Raw genomic sequence first — 17,757 nt, 5'->3', positions numbered from 1 at the left:
TAACTTTGAGGAGGTCTTGTGATAGTTGAATTAGAAATACAATTTAGTTAGGAGGAAATAAGATGAAAACTTTTAATTATGGTGAAGATGAATTACAAGCGCTTGACCTCTATCAGCCAAAAGAATGGAACGGAAAAACTTTAGTATTGATTCATGGCGGTGGTTGGTGGCAAGGAGACAAAGGCAAAGAAAAAGAAGTTGCTACAGGATTAGCTACCGAAGGTTATCAGGTTGCAGCTCTGAATTATCGTTTGGCCACACAAGCTAAAAATCTTTTTCCAACCCAAGATGAGGACGTTGAAGCTGCCTACACTTGGCTTCTTAAAAATGTCCCAGATTTCAAGGCTGATAATATCGCCTTTATTGGTGGCTCAACAGGTGGACATTTAGCTGCTTATTTGGGACTGACAAAAGGTCGCCCCTTTGTCAGTCTGTCAGGACTTTTAGATTTAAAGGGATTTTATGAAAATCATAAGGAAACGATTCCTAAACAATTAATCATTGCCCCAGACTTACCCAGTAAGAAGATTGACCAAGCGGGAGCCAATGATTCTTACTATAAGTGGATTATCGAAAACTTACTGGCGTCAATAAATGATGATAGTTTAGAAAAGGCCTCTATTTTTTCTAAAGTAACTAAAAAGAGTGGACCGGCCTTGCTTTGCAACTCGATGAATGAGCTAGTTCCTGCTTATGAACATCAAAAATTAGCAGAACTATTGCGACAAGAGCAAATTCCCGTAGAAACTTGCCTACTTAGCGGTTCACGACATGGGGAAGCTTATATTGATGACATTTGGCCTAATCTTTTAAACTTTTTGAAACGTTATATCTAATGATAAAAACAATCAACTCAGTAGTTGATTGTTTTTTAATTTATTTAGTAGAAGACTTTATCATTTCGATAAGCTTTAAAATTTCATCAGTATGAAAATTGTTTGATTTATAGAGGGCATAAAAACCATTTTTAACTCCAGTATAGTGATAGTTATAATCTTTTTCAAAATATTTTAGAAAACGAGCAGAAATGAAAGTTGCACTATTTTTATTAATATTAATATTTGAGAGGCATCTTGAGTCGACTCAACTGCAGTATAAGGTAAGTGTGAAAATAATGGATTATTTTTTTCCAATATTTTGTAAACATCAATTTTACTTTTACTGACAATAAGAGAAGTGACTTCTCTTTCTAGTGGTTTTTTACTGACAGAAATAATTTCATCATCAAAAATTTTTTTGACCGAAATATCTGCTGACAGAACGGGCTGACTAGAAGCACTAATCAATGCCAAATCACAGTAACCATTTTTCAATTCTGTCAGCGCATTAAAAGAAGAAGTGCTTTTGATAATTAAGTTAGCCTGATTAGTTTCATGATCGAAAATTTGAGGAATTACAAAATTTGTTATTAAAAAATTTCCTGAAATCCGGAGAACAGAAGAATTTTTTAAGAGCGATTCTGCGGAAACAATGACGTTCTCAAAAAAGGAGCGAATAATTTCATAAAGCTGAATTCCAAGAGCTGTCAGCTGGATTCCCTGACCATTTTTTTCGATTAGGTGAACGCCATAAGCAGACTCAAGCTTTTTGATTTGGCTACTGACAGCTGGCTGACTGATATAAAGTGCCTCGGCTGCCTTTGATATTGACTGAAATTTTGCGACATGATAAAAAATTTCAAGCTGATGTGTATTCATTGATATCTATTTAACTTTCACTTGTAATTGATAGTAGTCTGATTAAGACCTTATAAACGATTGACATATTTTTCACCAATTTCATTGGCATATAATTCCATGACCTTAGTCCAAAAACTGCCCTCTTTATCGCCAGATTCACTAAAATATTGCTTCATTTTATTGATTTGATTTTCATTCATACGTTCATCTAACATAATTCCTTGTTCAGTCAGATAAAGCTGTTTGATTCTTTTGTCATTTTCATTTGGCTTGAAATAAACCAACTCTTTTTCTTTTAAATCATTCATAGGACCGTTCAAAGCTTGTTTAGAAATATCAAGCACTTCAAGTAATTCATTAACAGTTAAGCCAGGAAGTCTTCCGATGAAAAATATAATTCGCCGATGTACTTGACGAATTCCGTAAGAAAGTACTAGGTCGTCCTCTTGTTTAATAAATGCACGGTATCCGAAGTAAAATAAAGCCAAATCTCTAGTAAAATTTAAGTTATCGTCTATTCCTGAGTTTTCTTTAGTCATAGCTCACTCCTTTTATTAGTCTATTATACTTGATAATTTAAATAAGTCAATATCGTTGACTTATTTAAAGAAAAGCGTTATTCTATAAATGTCAAGTTGATTGACCAATATATAATAAAATATGGAGGAATGCGATGTATACAGTAGGAGATTACCTATTAGACCGATTACACGAGTTAGGAATTGAAGAAATTTTTGGAGTCCCTGGAGACTATAACTTACAATTTTTAGATCAAATTATTTCCCGCAAGGATATGAAATGGGTCGGAAATGCTAATGAATTAAATGCTTCATATATGGCTGATGGCTATGCTCGTACTAAAAAAGCTGCCGCATTTCTTACAACCTTTGGAGTAGGTGAATTGAGTGCAGTTAATGGATTAGCAGGAAGTTACGCCGAAAATTTACCAGTAGTAGAAATAGTGGGATCACCTACATCAAAAGTTCAAAATGAAGGAAAATTTGTTCATCATACGCCGGCTGACGGTGATTTTAAACACTTTATGAAAATGCACGAACCTGTTACAGCAGCTCGAACTTTACTGACAGCAGAAAATGCAACCGTTGAAATTGACCGAGTACTTTCCGTACTACTAAAAGAAAGAAAACCTGTCTATATCAACTTACCAGTTGATGTTGCTGCTGCAAAAGCAGAGAAACCCTCACTCCCTTTGAAAAAAGAAAATCCAAATTCAAATACAAGTGACCAAGAGATTTTGAACAAAATTCAAGAAAGCTTGAAAAATGCCAAAAAACCAATCGTGATTACAGGACATGAAATAATTAGTTTTGGCTTAGAAAAAACAGTCACTCAATTTATTTCAAAGACAAAACTCCCTATTACGACATTAAACTTTGGAAAAAGTTCAGTTGATGAAACTCTCCCTTCATTTTTAGGAATCTATAATGGTAAACTCTCAGAACCTAATCTTAAAGAATTCGTGGAATCAGCCGACTTCATCCTGATGCTTGGAGTTAAACTCACAGACTCTTCAACAGGAGCCTTCACTCATCATTTAAATGAAAATAAAATGATTTCACTGAATATAAATGAAGGAAAAATATTTAACGAAAGCATCCAAAATTTTGATTTTGAATCCCTCATCTCCTCTCTCTTAGACCTAAGCGGAATAGAATACAAAGGAAAATATATCGATAAAAAGCAAGAAGACTTTGTTCCATCAAATGCGCTTTTATCACAAGACCGCCTATGGCAAGCAGTTGAAAACCTAACTCAAAGCAATGAAACAATCGTTGCTGAACAAGGGACATCATTCTTTGGCGCTTCATCAATTTTCTTAAAACCAAAGAGTCATTTTATTGGTCAACCCTTATGGGGATCAATTGGATATACATTCCCAGCAGCATTAGGAAGCCAAATTGCAGATAAAGAAAGCAGACACCTTTTATTTATTGGTGATGGTTCACTTCAACTTACAGTGCAAGAATTAGGATTAGCAATCAGAGAAAAAATTAATCCAATTTGCTTTATTATCAATAATGATGGTTATACAGTTGAAAGAGAAATTCATGGACCAAATCAAAGCTACAATGATATTCCAATGTGGAATTACTCAAAATTACCAGAATCGTTTGGAGCAACAGAAGATCGAGTAGTCTCAAAAATCGTTAGAACTGAAAATGAATTTGTGTCTGTCATGAAAGAAGCTCAAGCAGATCCAAATAGAATGTACTGGATTGAGTTAATTTTGGCAAAAGAAGATGCACCAAAAGTACTGAAAAAAATGGGCAAACTATTTGCTGAACAAAATAAATCATAATTTATAAATAGTAAAAAACATTAGGAAATACCTAATGTTTTTTTGTTGACTAAATCAATCCCTCTTTCTTTAGAAAACCTTAGTTTCTCAAAGACAACTTAATTAAGCCTGCCAAATATAAACTAGAGAAGTTGGAAGAAAATTCCATTTGCGGAAGAGTTCCTTTAGGAAAAATCTCTCTGAGTTCATCCTTTATCTTGTCTATATTTAAGAGTTTCTCCCAAACCTGAGGAATAAAGATGATTAATTGATGAGGGGCATACATTGCGATAATTGTTTGAATCGAATCAAATACTTTTAGATAAATCTCTTTTTGACTCAATGGAAATTCAGCATTTCTAAAAGTAGGAAGATATTTTATTTCCCCACTGATATTATTACTTCCTTTAAAAATAGTTTGATTAATAATCAAAGAAGAACCCGGCGGAAATTTTTCTGGAAAATAAACGCCTGATAAAACTTCATTCTCCTCTAAAGCATAGCCTAGAGTAGCGGCATTAATATCATTTTCGATAATGGTTTCAATCTGAGTTGAATCTCTAATTTCTTTAGCGAGATTGACATTTTTAAGCGGTGAAAAATCCATAATACGTAATTCTCCATCAATCTCAACCCCAGTAATACCACAAGTAATTAAAACGATTTGAGGAAAAACACTTCTAAAATGATTAATATTAAGCAGAAGCTCGTCTAAATTATTAGTCTTTAAATTTTTTTGTTCAATGACATTTCCCAGAAGATCGACAATATGATAATTGACCACTAAATTTTTATCATTTTCGATAAATTGAAGGATTAGTATTAATTCCTTAGTAGCATTAAATTCATAGGCTGTTGCGAAACGACCGCCAGTTTTAGCATGTTTATCAAGAGATTTAATGGTATCACTTTCAATCAGTTCCACAATAAGTTTATTAATTGTTACAACACTGAGTTGAGTCCCATCTGATATTTGACGAATTGTAAGTGGTAAATGAGCATTTTTAATGTAATCAGAAATTAGTTCCTTATTGTGTTCTTTGATATTTTTAGGTTTATAGGCTTTCATAATTCTCCTTATATGATCATTTTTCAAAATAAAAACGCTTTACTAATTTTGATAAAAAAGATATAATGAAATCAACTTATTAAAGTTTGTTAATAAAGTTTATTTAAAAAAATCGGCTTGCTCTTATTATTCTTAATAAAAGGAGCAATCATTGCCATTAGAATCATTATACCACTATTTTTAAAAGATTATCCAGCAATTGGATAAAGCTAGCTAGAAAATGGAGAAACAGAATGCACATCGAACACGTAGCGATTTATGCTGAGGATATTGAAAAAATAAAAGCTTTTTATGAAAAATATTTTAATGTCACTTCAAGTGATTTATACCATAATCAAAAAACAAGCTTCAAATCTTACTTTTTAACCTTTGACTCAGGAAGTCGAATGGAAGTCACAACAAAAAAATTCTTATCAAATAGAATTGCTGAGAGTTTAGGATATGCCCACATCGCCATTGCAGTAGGTGATAAACAAGCAGTAGATGAATATGCTGAAAGATTTGTAAAAGATGGTTATCCATTACTCAACGGCCCTCGTACTACGGGGGATGGCTATTATGAAGCAGTTATTCAAGATCCTGAAGGGAATTTGATTGAACTCACGACAACACTAGATGAAGAACATAAAAAATAGAGAGTGGGTAAGAGGTTTTGGCAGTTGATTTTGATTATCAAGAGATGTTGTTAGGTAACTTATACCTTGCTGGGAATATTTTGCCAGAAAACAAATCTATCCACGGCAAGAAGATTATCCAAAAAATCAATAATACTCCGATTGAAGAAAAAGAAACAATCGTTGCTTTAGAACGGCAAGTTTTTGGGAAAACAGGGGACAACCTGTATGTAACTCCCCCATTTCAGGTGGATTATGGCCGACACGTAGAAATTGGAAATAATTTCTATGCAAATATGGATTGTATTTTCTTAGATGTTAATAAAATAAAGATTGGCAATAATGTTATGGTGGGTCCACGTGTCAGTTTTTATACGGCAGGTCATCCAATAGATCCTCAAATTAGAATAGAAGAACTTGAATTTGGCTTGCCTATCACGGTTGAAGATAATGTATGGATTGGTGGGAATGCCACTATCCTTCCAGGAGTGACCATTGGTAAAAACTCAATCATTGCTGCAGGCGCAGTAGTAACGAAAGATGTTGCAGCCAATACAATTGTCGGAGGAAATCCAGCTCAGCTTATCCGAGCAATCAATGAAGAGGACAAGCGCTATTGGAACAAGAAAAAAGAAGAATATCAATCAAGATTAAAAGAAAAATAGAAATAAATCAATATATTTTTTAAATTGGAGATAATGTATGATTAAAGCAATCGCCGTGGATATGGATGGAACCTTTCTTAATTCAAATAATGACTACGACAGAAAAGCATTCCTTGAACTCTTTAAAAAATTAAAAGCGAAAGATGTGAGATTTGTGGTAGCAAGTGGAAATCAGTACGCTCAAATAAGTTCTTTTTTCCCAGAAATTTGGCGAGAAATAACATTTGTCTCAGAAAATGGCGGACTCGTATTTGAAAAGGGAAATTTATTAATAAAAAATATCATTGCCAAACCAATTATTCAGGATACTTTGACTCTTTTAGAAAATACTTCCTACAAAGTTGGAATTATTCTTTGTGGTGTACAATCTGCCTATATCCTCAAGAGCGAAAACACTGACTTGAAAAAAGAAGCAGCAAAATACTATTTTGCACTCAAAGAAATCGATTCATTTCAAGACCTTCCAGATGATGAATGGGTAAAAATCGCCCTTCAATTAGAGGATAAAAATGCTTTTTCGATTATTGATTTAATGAATGAAAAGAATAATTCTCAACTAAAAGCCGTATATAGTGGACATGGAAGTGTTGATTTGATTGCAAACGAAGTAAACAAAGGGAACACACTTAAGCATTTATTGAATCAATGGGAAATTAAGCCCGAACAATTTCTAGCTTTTGGTGATAGCAATAATGATTTAGAAATGTTAGAGCTCGCCGGCTATAGTTATTCTATGGCTAATGCAAGTGAACAAGTGAATCAAGTAGCAAAATATCAAGCACCATCAAATGATGAGAACGGAGTAATTTCTACTATCAATGCTTTATTTGATAAATTAGGCTAAAACTTTATGAAGTGGAAGGAACAAGTAAAAACCACTTCATTCTAAGGCAGTAAACTTAAGAGTAAATAATTGATATTATAATGAACAACTATAATTTTGACCTCCTATAGAAACATTATTGTAGAGCTCTCACCAAGCATAAGGCGCATTATAAAGATCTAAGTAGCAATAAATCTTTTCTTCAATTTGATTTACTGTCTTAAAATGAAGTGGCTAGTTCTTAACTCAGATTCCTGAACAAAGAAATACTAATAAAAGAAAGATAATAATATGATTAAACTTGTACTTACAGATTTAGATGGTACTTTCTTAAACAAAAGCGGTAGTTTTGATCAGTCTTACTACGAGAAGGTAAAGACAATGATGGACCAGAATAATGTTATTTTTGCCCCCTGTACTGGTAAACAATGCGAGCGGGTTGAAGAACTCTTTGATACGGATATTTCTAAAAATATCTGGATATTGGGTGATAGTGCAACACGAATTAAACATGAAGGTAAATATATTTATGAGTCCTTATTACCAAACAAGTTAGGACTTCAAATTATTGAAAAACTAGAAAATATTGCATCAGATCATATTATTATCGCTTGTACCCCAACTGCTGCCTATATCAAGTCAACAGTCTCTGAAGAGGATGCTCAAAAAATAAGAAAGTCCTATACCGTTGTCAAAAAACAGACAGATTTACAAAATATTGAGGAAGACTTTGTAAAAATAACCGTTTTTGATCAAAAACTGAGAGCATTTGAAAATGTTAAAGAGCTATCCGAATTTGAAGCACAAGCCTATATCGTGGCCTCAGAAGCAGCATGGATTGATATTTCCAACTATAATGTCCACAAAGGAACCACCGTTCAAGCACTACAACATATTCTTGGGGTAACGAAAGAAGAAACAATTGCATTCGGCGATGGGCTCAATGATATTGAACTATTAGAAGCCGCTGGATGTAGCTTTGCCGTTAATAATGCCTTTGACATCGTAAAAGAAAAAGCTGATTTCATAACAAAATCAAATGAAGAGAGTGGCGTCCTTCAAACAATTGAAAAGTTGTTACTTTTACAAAAATGAAAGGAATCATAGATCTAAGTTAACTGATTAAAATGCAAAGGACAATAACACCTATTGTCCTTTTTATGTTTTATTATTAAAGATTATCTACTACATTACTTTTGATAGCAAGACTCATAACTTTTTCTTATATCTGCTTAATTAAAATGTATTTTTAAAAAGCTATTTATTTTACTAAAATAATTTTTGAGGTAAAAAAATGCTAGAAATTTATTTAATACGACATGGACAAACAAAGTGGAATCTCGAAAAGAAAATGCAAGGTTCACTCAATTCTGACTTGACAGTTGAAGGAGTTGGGCAAGCAGTATCATTAGGTAAAGAGCTGAATAAACACTATTTTAATCATATTTACTCAAGTACAAGTCCTAGAGCTCTGGAAACTTCTCGACTAATATTTGGTGATAAAAAGAAAACTTCATCAGATTTGCTAGGTGAAATCGCTATGGGCGCGTGGGAAGGAAAAACTTATCAAGAAATTGAAAAGCTCGCTCCTCTAGAATGGAATAATTTCTTCAATCACCCCTTTAATTACTTTCCATCTAAAGATGGTGAATCATTTGCCCAACTTGAAGCTCGACTAAAAGTTTTTATCAAAGAAGAAGGACTCAGGGAGCGTTCAGGCAAAATCGCAATCGTTTCTCATCGCATAACGATTAGAATGCTGATTTCTCTCTTATTAAACAACAAAGAACTTTATGGTGAGATGGATCTTAGCTCGACATCATTGAGTATCATAGAAGTAGAAAATAATAAAGCAAAATTAAAACTCTTAAACTCTACGGCACATTATTAATAATAAAAAATCAAATCAGAAATTGATTTGATTTTTTTATCAATACTGTCGAAGAAATAAAATCCCAATTCCGATAAAAACAAGTAGATAGAGAAAATTTAAAAACGTAAAAAGACCGAAAAATTTTAATGTAGATTGGTCTTTAACATTCAATTGATATTGCCTTAAGGCTAGCAAGTTAGCCAAAGAAGCCACTAGTGTTCCTAAACCACCGATTGTCACTCCCAAGTATAAAGGAGAAAGTTGTCCGGTAAATTTTGATAGCAAGACAGCAGCAGGAACATTGCTGATGATCTGACTAGATAAGATAGAGGTAAAGAAAATAGAGAGGTCATTATTCATCAGCTGATGAAGCCAATCATGAATCAAAGGAATACGCCCAAGCGCGCCAACAATAATAAAGAAATTGATAAAAGTTAAGATGATTCCATAATCCACTTCTTGATAAACTTTTTTCTCGATAAGATAAGCACAGATCAAGCTTGCAATTAAAGAAATCCAAACAGGAATCAGAGCTAATACACCCAAAAGTACAATTAAGGTCGTGAATCCTAACAAGTAAAGATCTCGTCTTTTGATAGAAAACACCTTGTTTTCTAGCTGTTTGACAGTTTTCTTTGAAAATAATAAGGCACATAAAAATAAAGTCAATAAGCTGACCAATCCTAAAGGTATGGAGAGTTTGAAAAAGTCTAAAAGTTTTAAATGATAATAAGAGACCAAATACAAATTTTGAGGATTTCCAATAGGTGTAATCGCACTACCTAAGTTGGCATAAATGGTCATCAAACTAATCAAGCCAATTTTAGGTAACTTCACTTTTCGGTTTATATTAAAAACAATCGGCACCAAAGTTAAAATCGCCACATCATTCGTAAAAAACATCGAACCAAAGAAAGACAAAAGCAGCACCACTAAAGCCACTTGTCTCAAGTTTTGACATTTATCAATAATAAAGGCTGCAAAATATTTTAAAATACCAAGAATTTCAAAAATAGAAATAAGAATAATCAAGCTCAAAAGAGCCAAAATGGTTTTCAAATCAATATCAGAAGCTCTGACCGTCCCAAAAATAAGAGAAAAAAGCGCTAAAGCGAAAGTAAATAAAAAAGTTTTATCAGAAAAAATACGTTTTAAGGTAGTAGTCATGAAAGTTCCTCATCAGGAAGTTATTTTTAATTAATTTTAGCATAAAACTAACATCTGTTATTCTTTTTAAAACTACAAGATTTAACTGTTTCTAGTAAAAAGATTATTTTTGTTGTGAGCCGCCAAACATTTTATAAGCTCTCCCTCACTATTAAGATAATTATAAACTGTAACGAAAACATTGACCATCTAAATTTAGTATTTGCTCTATTTTATAGCCTATAAGCATCGTTATTATGATATAATTTTAAAAGATTCATTTACAAAGAACTGAAAGGAATGCAGTTATGACTTTTTCTTATAAAAGACTTTGGAAGCTGTTGATAGATAGGGAACTCAGCAAAAAGCAATTAGCTGAACTTGCTGGGATTAGCCAATACACCGTGAATAAACTAAATAAAGGCGAATCGGTGACGACCGAAACATTATCTAAGATTTGCGATGCATTAAAATGTAAGATAGAAGATATTTGTGAAGTAGAAAGTAGCAAAAAAGAAGATTCAACTCAACTGGGGGAACAAGCGTGATTACATCAGAAGAAATTAAAAGCAGACTATGGGACGGAGCGACGGAACTTCGTGGCTCAATGGATGCCAGCCGTTACAAGGACTATATGCTTGGCTTAATGTTTTACAAATTTTTAAGTGATAAAACCTTAGAGACATTTAGAAATACTGCGGGCTTAGGCAGAATATCAGAATCAGAGTTAGTCGAAGAGTACACCCAAAATCGTGAAGAATTAGGGGAAGAACTGGATAAGATGATTCAACAAGTCTTGGGCTACTTTGTAGCACCTGAATACCTGTATCAAAAATGGGTAAAGGATATCAACACAGGGGATTTTGAAGTTCAAAAAGTAACGGATAGTTTAAATAATTTCGAAAAGACTATTGCCGTAACAGGTGACTCCGATGATTTTAAAGGTCTTTTCTCAAGTTCGACTTTAGATTTGACTGATACTGCTTTGGGTAGCAACTTAAATGAGCGTAACAAAAGCATTAAAGCCCTAATCAATCTATTTGCTGACCTTGATATGGTTGCTTTGCAAAAGAGTGATGTGCTTGGTGATGCATACGAATATCTGATTGGTCAGTTTGCCATGGAATCAGGAAAAAAGGCCGGAGAATTCTATACGCCAAGACAAGTTTCAGAAATAATGGCGCAAATTGCAGCTAAGAACTCAAATATCCAATCGATCTATGACCCAACCGTTGGTTCTGGCTCACTTTTATTAACTGTTGGAAAACATCTGAGCAAAGAAGTGCAAAAAGATTTATCTTACTATGGTCAAGAAAAAAATACAGCCACTTATAACCTGACACGTATGAACTGCTCTTACATGGGGTACGTCCAGAAAAGATGACGGTAAGAAATGCGGATACTCTATCTCATGACTGGCCTGAAGATCCGAGTCAAGCAAATGTTGGGGTACAGTTTGATGCGGTTGTTATGAACCCACCATACTCACTCAAGGATTGGAATAAAGCTGGCTTAAAAGTTAGTGACCCTCGCTTTGAGATTGCAGGGACATTACCACCTGATTCTAAGGGAGACTTTGCCTTCCTTTTGCATGGCCTTTTCCACTTGGGAACAAATGGTACAATGGCGATTGTCTTGCCTCACGGTGTGCTCTTTAGAGGTGGCTCAGAAGGTGATATTCGTCAAAGACTTTTAGAGAAAAATCAAATTGATACCATCATTGTCTTGCCGAGCGGAATGTTTACCAATACGGGTATTCCAGTCATCGTGATGGTTTTGAAGAAAAATCGTCCAGTTGGAGAACCCGTTTTAATCATTGATGCATCTCGTGGTTTTGTCAAAGTTGGCAAGCAAAACGTTCTACAAGAAAAAGATATTGCCAAAATCGTAGATACTTATTCATCACGTAATGAGATTGAAGGCTATAGCCACCTAGCGACCCATGAGGAAATTATTGCTAACGAGTGGAATATGAACATCCCAAGATACGTGGCAGCTGATAATGATGAGATTGCTCAAGATGTAGATGCGCATTTATATGGTGGAATTCCTAAGTCCAACATCGATGAACTGTTGGTATTAAATAAGAGTGTTCCCGAAGTGATAAACTCATCATTTGAAGTATTGCGCGAGGGCTACCTGATGCTAAATAAGAGCATGGAGCAACTGACGGAAGAAGTTATCAATGCCCCACAAGTTTTGGCAAAGAATGATGAGTTGAGAAAGGTTGCTGAAAGTTTCGTTGCTAAGTATTGGCATATTCTCCGTCAGGTCAATCCTGATAGTGATTTGATTAGTCTCATGTCAGAAATGCTTTCTGAGATAAAGACAGAGGTTTCTAGTATTGAATTTGTAGACGCATATAGTGCTTACCAAATCGTGGCTGAAATCTGGAAAGACAGTCTGACTAAAGACAGTGAATTGATTGCAGCAAGTGATTTTTATACCATTGGCCGTACGCGTGAGCCAAATATGGTGACAAAAGGGTCAGGCAAGAACAAACGCCAAGAGCAAGATGGCTGGATTGGTATGCTTGTGCCAAATGAACTGATAGCCAAACGTCTTTTTGCTTCAGAACAAGAAGAAATCGAAGCGTTGAAAAATAAAGCTCAAGAAATTGACAGCGAATTGTCTGAGCTTGTAGAAGCTGCCAAAGTCGAGGACTCTGAAGAATATGAGGCCCTTTACGAATCGCTCAAGAAGAATGAAGATGACGAGCCACAGGATGCTTTTGAAGCTAAAATGATCAAGGCTGAGCTGAAAATAGCAGAAAAAGGAACATCTGAATTTGAATGGCTAAAGCGTGTTGAAAAACTTCTGGCGGATAAAAGTTCAACGAATAAGTCCGTCAAAGAAAAAGAAAAACAACTCAAAGAAGCGGTTGAAGTAAGAATCGAAAACCTGACAAATGAAGAGATTGATATGCTAGTGTTTGAGAAGTGGTTTGCGGGTACAGTAGATGCCCTTGTAGGGCTAGTTGAAAAACCTTTGCGCGCAGAGCTTTCGACGATCGCCCTTCTTGAAAATCGTTATGCTCAAACATTCAATGAAATTGATGCACAAGTTTCAGAGCTAGAAAAAGCCTTTGAAGCCCTTGCGAGTGAATTGGTGGTGAATCAATGAGCGAAAATAAAAAATTAATACCGAAAAGACGCTTTAAGGAGTTTCAAAATACTGATGCTTGGGAACAGCGTGAGTTGGGTAAATTTGTAAGTCTGATTACTAAAGGAACAACACCTAGAGATAAGTCTGGAAGTGGAAGCATAAATTTCATAAAGGTAGAAAATATCTCAGATGGAATCATTTCACCAGTCTCGAAGATATCTGAAGATGAACATGAAGGCTATCTACAAAGGTCAAAATTAAAAGAAAACGATATTTTAATTTCGATTGCAGGAACTTTGGGAAGAACTGGTGTAGTTGATAAAACGATACTTCCAGCAAATACCAACCAAGCTTTGGCTATAATTAGAGGCTATGATTTTGATAAAGATTTCCTATTGACTTCTCTTAATGGAAAAGCGGTAAAAGACTTTATTCGTAGAAATCCAACAATTGGAGCTCAACCAAATTTGTCTTTGGAGCAGGTTGGAAAATTTCTAATATATACTCCCAAAAAAGAAGAACAAATACAAATCGGAGTGTTCTTCAATAATCTCGACCAAACCATCGCTTTTCAACAGCGAAAGCTTGAGAAGATGAAGTCGATGAAATCAGCTTATTTGTCAGAAATGTTTCCTGCTGCAGGTGAGCGTAAGCCAAAACGCCGTTTTCCAGGCTTTACTGATGATTGGAAACAGTGTAAGTTAGAAGATATGTGTTCATTAATTACAAAACAAACAGGATTTGATTATTCAGCTACTATAAAACCTTCTTTAATTAATAAAAAAAATGATTCTACTTATTCATTTATACAAAATAAAGATTTTTCTGGTTTCAATATTAATTTAAATACTGATTTTTACATTCCTGTTAAGATTGCTGAAAAATTCCCTAGAATATTGTTAGATCAACCTTCATTATTAGTAACAATTTCAGGAAAGATAGGTAATCTAGGTTTATACAATGATGTGAAAAAAGCTTTTATAGGCGGCGCAGTTGGAATTTGTAAGCTAAATGACTTAAAAGAAGGAGAATTCATACTTTACGAATTAACATCAGAATTTGGTCAAAGGCAATTTAGAAAATCAACCAAGACATCATCACATGCCAATATTACTGTAGAGATGATAAAAGATATAGATATTATAATTCCTAAAAATCATATTGAACATAATAAAATCTCTAAGTTTTTTAAGCAGTTAGATACCACCATCGCTTTTCAACAACAGAAGCTGGAAAAACTACAAAACATTAAAAAAGCATACCTCAATGAGATGTTTATTTAAGAAAGGAGCGTAAGCTGTGAGTAATGCACCTAAAGATGCGAGTGAAAAAGCCTATCAAGAGAACTTTGTAGCTGAACTGGCAAAGTTTAAATGGCAAACACCTGACTTTTTGAATGGTAACAAGCAAAAAGTTACGGTTCAAAGCCTCATTGATAATTGGCGGAGTGAGCTCAATCGCTTGAATAATGACCAACTTGAGGGGATTTCTTTGACAGATGGGGAGTTTGCTCAAGTGCTGTCAAAAGTTGGACAGATTAGCAACTCCTACGAGGCAGCTAAAGTGCTGGCGATGGAGGAAGGAAAAGGTAAGATTGACGGAATTTATCGAGATAGCCATCCGCAAGTCACTCGCAAGCAAATCACGTTAACCATCTTTAAAAAAGCAGAGGTACGTGGCGGAGAATCAAGCTATCAGGTGGCGCGTGAAGTGGAGACGCCTAATGACAATCGCTTTGATATTGTACTTTTAATCAATGGCTTGCCACTGATAAATATCGAGCAAAAGCGGACAGACAAGTCGATTGATGAAGCTTTTGGACAATTCCAGCGCTATTATCGTGATGGTGAATATACCAATAACTTCATGGCCTTTTCACAGATGATGGTGGTTACGACAGAAATCGAAACGCGATATTTTGCCACGCCCAAAACTGTCAATGACTTCAATCCCGCCTTTGTCTTTCACTGGTCAGACAGAGATAATAAGCGCATTAATGACTGGAAAAAGGTGATAGAACACTTTTTAATGATTCCAATGGCGCACCAAATGGTGGGGGATTACTTGGTGATTGATGAAGCCAAGGAAGAGGAGAACCGTAGGCACATGCTCATGCGCCCTTATCAAGTTTATGCTCTTCAATCCATAGAAGGGGCAGCCTTTGGTTGGGATAATGACGAAAAGATTCCACATGGTGGCTTTGTTTGGCATACCACTGGTTCAGGGAAAACAATCACCAGCTTTAAGACAGCTCTATTCTTATCTACAAGAGCGGGTTTTGATAAAGTGATTTTCCTCGTTGACAGAAGAGAGTTAGATAGTCGTACAGGGGAAAATTTCAAAGCATACGCTGCCTATGAACCGATAGATGTCGATGATGCCCGCTCAACTTATCAATTGAAGAAGAAACTCGGGAATGTAAAAAATGGCATTGTCGTAACAACTACTTTTAAGCTTAATAATCTGATTGATGATCTGAAAAAGAATCAAGACTATAGTCTTTCAGAGAAACGCTTTGTTTTTATCATCGATGAAGCCCACCGTACAACCATGGGACAAATGATGGGAAATATCAAAGACTATTTCAGAAAAAATGGTTTGTTCTATGGCTTCACAGGGACACCCCTCTTTGATGAAAATAAGGTCAAAGGCAAAATCAATAAAAAGAGTGAACTCATCAATACGACTGAAAAACTATTTGGGCCTGAACTTCATCAATATACGATAGACCAAGCGATTTCTGATGGGAACGTCTTAGGATTCCATGTGGATTACATCAATACGGGTGAATTCAAGAGTTATGAAGATTTGCGTGAAGAATTGCAGGATAAAGCTTTAATAGAAAATCCAGATGTCAATAAAAAAGAGCTTGAACGTAAATATGCAGTGATGTCCGAGCTAGAAGTGGAAAAAGAAGCAGCTAAGCAGGAAGTCTTGATCTATCAAGATGAAACGCATATTCCACGTGTAGTGACAGAGATTTTAGAGAATTGGGAAAGTCAATCCCAAAATCGTGAATTTAATGCGATTTTGACAGTTGCTCGTAAAAAGCGTGTCATTGCCTATTATAAAGAATTTAAAAAACAGTTGATTGAGCGTGATGAAAGTCTTAATATTGCCATGACTTTCAGCTTTGGCAACGAAAATGATCCAGAAAATCCAGCACCAAAAGAAGCGGCGATGATGTTTAAGGATTATAGCCAATATACGGGTATTGAATATATAGCTGGTGACAAGAAACATGGAGAAGATGCCTACTTTGAAGATGTGGTTGAGCGTGCAACACGTGGCGGGAGCGGACGAAATCCTAAGAATATTGACCTCGTAATTGTAGCAGACCAGCTTTTAACGGGCTATGACTCTAAACGCTTAAATACATTATATGTAGATCGCCCTTTGATGTTGCAAGGACTGATTCAAGCTTACTCGAGAACGAACCGAGTATTTGGAGCGACTAAGGAATTCGGAACGATTATTAACTTTCAGTACCCAAGGATTACCGAAGAAATTGTAAATGATGCCCTAAAACTTTATGGCAGTGGCGGTAAAAGCAGTCGGGTAATCGTTGACCATTATGAGGTCGCAGTGATTAAGTTGAAGAAATTGCTCGGTGAGTTGGTATTGACCTTATCAAAACCATCGGAGTGGGCTGAAATAAAAGATGATGACGATAAGAAAGAAGAGTTTAAGATAGCTTTCTTTGCAGCAAGCGACCAGATGAATTTAGTGCAACAATATTATGAATATCAGTGGAATGATGAAACTTTTGGCATGACTGAGCATACTTGGCTTCAGTATATCGGTGCCTATAAAAACCTTTTTCCTAGACCAGAAGGACCCGGACCTCAGACCATAAAACAACTTCAAGGTAAGACGAAGCTGACCAATACTCAAGTAATTGATGCTGCTCATATCTTAAGTTTAATCGGTGCAAGAGTAGGTTCTACAGATGGAATTCAGACAGTTGATGAGGGAACAAAACGGATTATTTTTGAGCAGATTCAAGAACTTAGTAACATGGGGGAGGCAGTAACTGCTGATTTACTCCGTGAGTTTGTAGAAGATGAGCTTTTTACAGGACATCTATCTTCAAGAATCAACTTTGATGAGGCGTTCGATAACTGGAAAAAAGAGAAGCTCCAAGTAGAGATAGAAAAATTCGCGGATTATTGGGGAATTCAAGATATTGATACTCTTAATAGGTCTGTAAATTTGTATTCCGATAGTCAGCCAGAAATCATTCCTTACATTGAAGAAATAAATACTAGCGTTAACCATGAAATCGCTCTAAATAAAGAGAATAAAGGTCGGCTAAAACACATTATTGAGTTAGGAAAAGCCCTCCCTAACTGGATGTATAAAATAAAAAGTCGATTATCATAAAAAGAATAAATACGAAAAAGGACAGGAGAAATAATTCTTTTGTCCTTTTTTTTATTTTTATGTTCCTTTCACTAAAAACCCTAAACACAACATTTCCTAGT

Annotated in this window: 14 protein-coding genes and 1 pseudogene; 11 read left to right on the top strand and 4 right to left on the bottom strand. The window is 35.1% G+C overall.

The window, feature by feature from the left end:
* Positions 1-62: 62 nt before the first annotated feature.
* Positions 63-836, top strand: coding sequence for an alpha/beta hydrolase (locus tag HFD15_RS09835; RefSeq protein ID WP_058208054.1), 774 nt, complete (start codon positions 63-65; stop codon positions 834-836).
* 174 nt (positions 837-1,010) lie between these two features.
* Here the strand turns inward: HFD15_RS09835 and HFD15_RS09830 are convergent, their stop codons facing one another.
* Together HFD15_RS09830 and HFD15_RS09825 are read right to left on the bottom strand one after the other, a co-directional pair.
* Positions 1,011-1,697, bottom strand: a complete 687-nt coding sequence (locus HFD15_RS09830) for a LysR family transcriptional regulator (RefSeq protein ID WP_235586220.1) — start codon at positions 1,695-1,697, stop codon at positions 1,011-1,013.
* 50 nt (positions 1,698-1,747) lie between these two features.
* A complete protein-coding gene (locus HFD15_RS09825) occupies positions 1,748-2,218 on the bottom strand; it encodes a helix-turn-helix domain-containing protein (RefSeq protein WP_058208053.1) in 471 nt (156 codons plus the stop codon).
* A gap of 134 nt (positions 2,219-2,352) precedes the next feature.
* On the opposite strand from HFD15_RS09825, the gene HFD15_RS09820 reads away from it, so the two are divergent.
* Positions 2,353-3,999, top strand: a complete 1,647-nt coding sequence (locus HFD15_RS09820) for an alpha-keto acid decarboxylase family protein (protein ID WP_167593585.1) — start codon at positions 2,353-2,355, stop codon at positions 3,997-3,999.
* Between the two features lie 79 nt (positions 4,000-4,078).
* Here HFD15_RS09820 and HFD15_RS09815 read toward each other — a convergent pair whose 3' ends face one another.
* The gene (locus tag HFD15_RS09815) at positions 4,079-5,047 is read right to left on the bottom strand and encodes an ROK family protein (RefSeq protein ID WP_167593586.1); all 969 of its coding nucleotides are present in this window, start codon (positions 5,045-5,047) and stop codon (positions 4,079-4,081) included.
* Between the two features lie 233 nt (positions 5,048-5,280).
* Here HFD15_RS09815 and HFD15_RS09810 point away from each other — a divergent pair, with 233 nt between their 5' ends.
* The 5 genes from HFD15_RS09810 to HFD15_RS09790 all read left to right on the top strand — a co-directional run bounded on the left by HFD15_RS09810 (position 5,281) and on the right by HFD15_RS09790 (position 9,040).
* Positions 5,281-5,682 (top strand): VOC family protein, encoded by a 402-nt coding sequence (locus tag HFD15_RS09810; protein ID WP_023164227.1) that lies wholly within the window; start codon positions 5,281-5,283, stop codon positions 5,680-5,682.
* 17 nt (positions 5,683-5,699) lie between these two features.
* On the top strand, positions 5,700-6,326 hold the full coding sequence (locus HFD15_RS09805; protein ID WP_152994062.1) for a sugar O-acetyltransferase: 627 nt from the start codon (positions 5,700-5,702) through the stop codon (positions 6,324-6,326).
* Between the two features lie 37 nt (positions 6,327-6,363).
* Complete coding sequence (locus tag HFD15_RS09800) at positions 6,364-7,170, top strand: Cof-type HAD-IIB family hydrolase (RefSeq protein ID WP_058208050.1); 807 nt, start codon at positions 6,364-6,366, stop codon at positions 7,168-7,170.
* Positions 7,171-7,440: 270 nt separating this feature from the next.
* The gene (locus HFD15_RS09795) at positions 7,441-8,244 is read left to right on the top strand and encodes an HAD family hydrolase (protein WP_058208049.1); all 804 of its coding nucleotides are present in this window, start codon (positions 7,441-7,443) and stop codon (positions 8,242-8,244) included.
* 199 nt (positions 8,245-8,443) lie between these two features.
* A complete protein-coding gene (locus HFD15_RS09790) occupies positions 8,444-9,040 on the top strand; it encodes a histidine phosphatase family protein (RefSeq protein WP_058208048.1) in 597 nt (198 codons plus the stop codon).
* A gap of 39 nt (positions 9,041-9,079) precedes the next feature.
* Here the strand turns inward: HFD15_RS09790 and HFD15_RS09785 are convergent, their stop codons facing one another.
* Complete coding sequence (locus HFD15_RS09785; RefSeq protein WP_058208047.1) at positions 9,080-10,189, bottom strand: SLC13 family permease; 1,110 nt, start codon at positions 10,187-10,189, stop codon at positions 9,080-9,082.
* A 287-nt stretch (positions 10,190-10,476) separates the two neighbouring features.
* Between HFD15_RS09785 and HFD15_RS09780 the strand changes: the two genes are divergently transcribed.
* The 4 genes and pseudogenes from HFD15_RS09780 (at position 10,477) to HFD15_RS09765 (ending at position 17,656) form a co-directional block, all read left to right on the top strand.
* The gene (locus HFD15_RS09780; RefSeq protein ID WP_023164221.1) at positions 10,477-10,716 is read left to right on the top strand and encodes a helix-turn-helix transcriptional regulator; all 240 of its coding nucleotides are present in this window, start codon (positions 10,477-10,479) and stop codon (positions 10,714-10,716) included.
* 59 nt (positions 10,717-10,775) lie between these two features.
* Positions 10,776-13,291: pseudogene (locus HFD15_RS09775) on the top strand (type I restriction-modification system subunit M).
* Complete coding sequence (locus HFD15_RS09770) at positions 13,288-14,556, top strand: restriction endonuclease subunit S (protein WP_167593587.1); 1,269 nt, start codon at positions 13,288-13,290, stop codon at positions 14,554-14,556. The pseudogene HFD15_RS09775 and the gene HFD15_RS09770 overlap by 4 nt, the downstream one beginning before the upstream one ends.
* A 16-nt stretch (positions 14,557-14,572) precedes the next feature.
* Positions 14,573-17,656, top strand: coding sequence for an HsdR family type I site-specific deoxyribonuclease (locus tag HFD15_RS09765; RefSeq protein WP_167593588.1), 3,084 nt, complete (start codon positions 14,573-14,575; stop codon positions 17,654-17,656).
* Positions 17,657-17,757: the final 101 nt, after the last annotated feature.

It is taken from the genome of Lactococcus sp. EKM203L (assembly GCF_011800585.1).
Classification (GTDB): Bacteria; Bacillota; Bacilli; order Lactobacillales; family Streptococcaceae; genus Lactococcus; species Lactococcus lactis.
The sequence above is the reverse complement of the archived record's forward strand: the minus strand, read 5'-3'. Positions and strand labels throughout refer to the sequence as shown.

Bases quoted from the DNA above. Each gene is read 5' to 3' on its own strand.
- HFD15_RS09835 (WP_058208054.1), top strand. From the start codon at position 63: ATGAAAACTTTTAATTATGGTGAAGATGAATTACAAGCGCTTGACCTC.
- HFD15_RS09830 (WP_235586220.1), bottom strand. From the start codon at position 1,697: ATGAATACACATCAGCTTGAAATTTTTTATCATGTCGCAAAATTTCAG.
- HFD15_RS09825 (WP_058208053.1), bottom strand. From the start codon at position 2,218: ATGACTAAAGAAAACTCAGGAATAGACGATAACTTAAATTTTACTAGA.
- HFD15_RS09820 (WP_167593585.1), top strand. From the start codon at position 2,353: ATGTATACAGTAGGAGATTACCTATTAGACCGATTACACGAGTTAGGA.
- HFD15_RS09815 (WP_167593586.1), bottom strand. From the start codon at position 5,047: ATGAAAGCCTATAAACCTAAAAATATCAAAGAACACAATAAGGAACTA.
- HFD15_RS09810 (WP_023164227.1), top strand. From the start codon at position 5,281: ATGCACATCGAACACGTAGCGATTTATGCTGAGGATATTGAAAAAATA.
- HFD15_RS09800 (WP_058208050.1), top strand. From the start codon at position 6,364: ATGATTAAAGCAATCGCCGTGGATATGGATGGAACCTTTCTTAATTCA.
- HFD15_RS09795 (WP_058208049.1), top strand. From the start codon at position 7,441: ATGATTAAACTTGTACTTACAGATTTAGATGGTACTTTCTTAAACAAA.
- HFD15_RS09790 (WP_058208048.1), top strand. From the start codon at position 8,444: ATGCTAGAAATTTATTTAATACGACATGGACAAACAAAGTGGAATCTC.
- HFD15_RS09785 (WP_058208047.1), bottom strand. From the start codon at position 10,189: ATGACTACTACCTTAAAACGTATTTTTTCTGATAAAACTTTTTTATTT.
- HFD15_RS09780 (WP_023164221.1), top strand. From the start codon at position 10,477: ATGACTTTTTCTTATAAAAGACTTTGGAAGCTGTTGATAGATAGGGAA.
- HFD15_RS09770 (WP_167593587.1), top strand. From the start codon at position 13,288: ATGAGCGAAAATAAAAAATTAATACCGAAAAGACGCTTTAAGGAGTTT.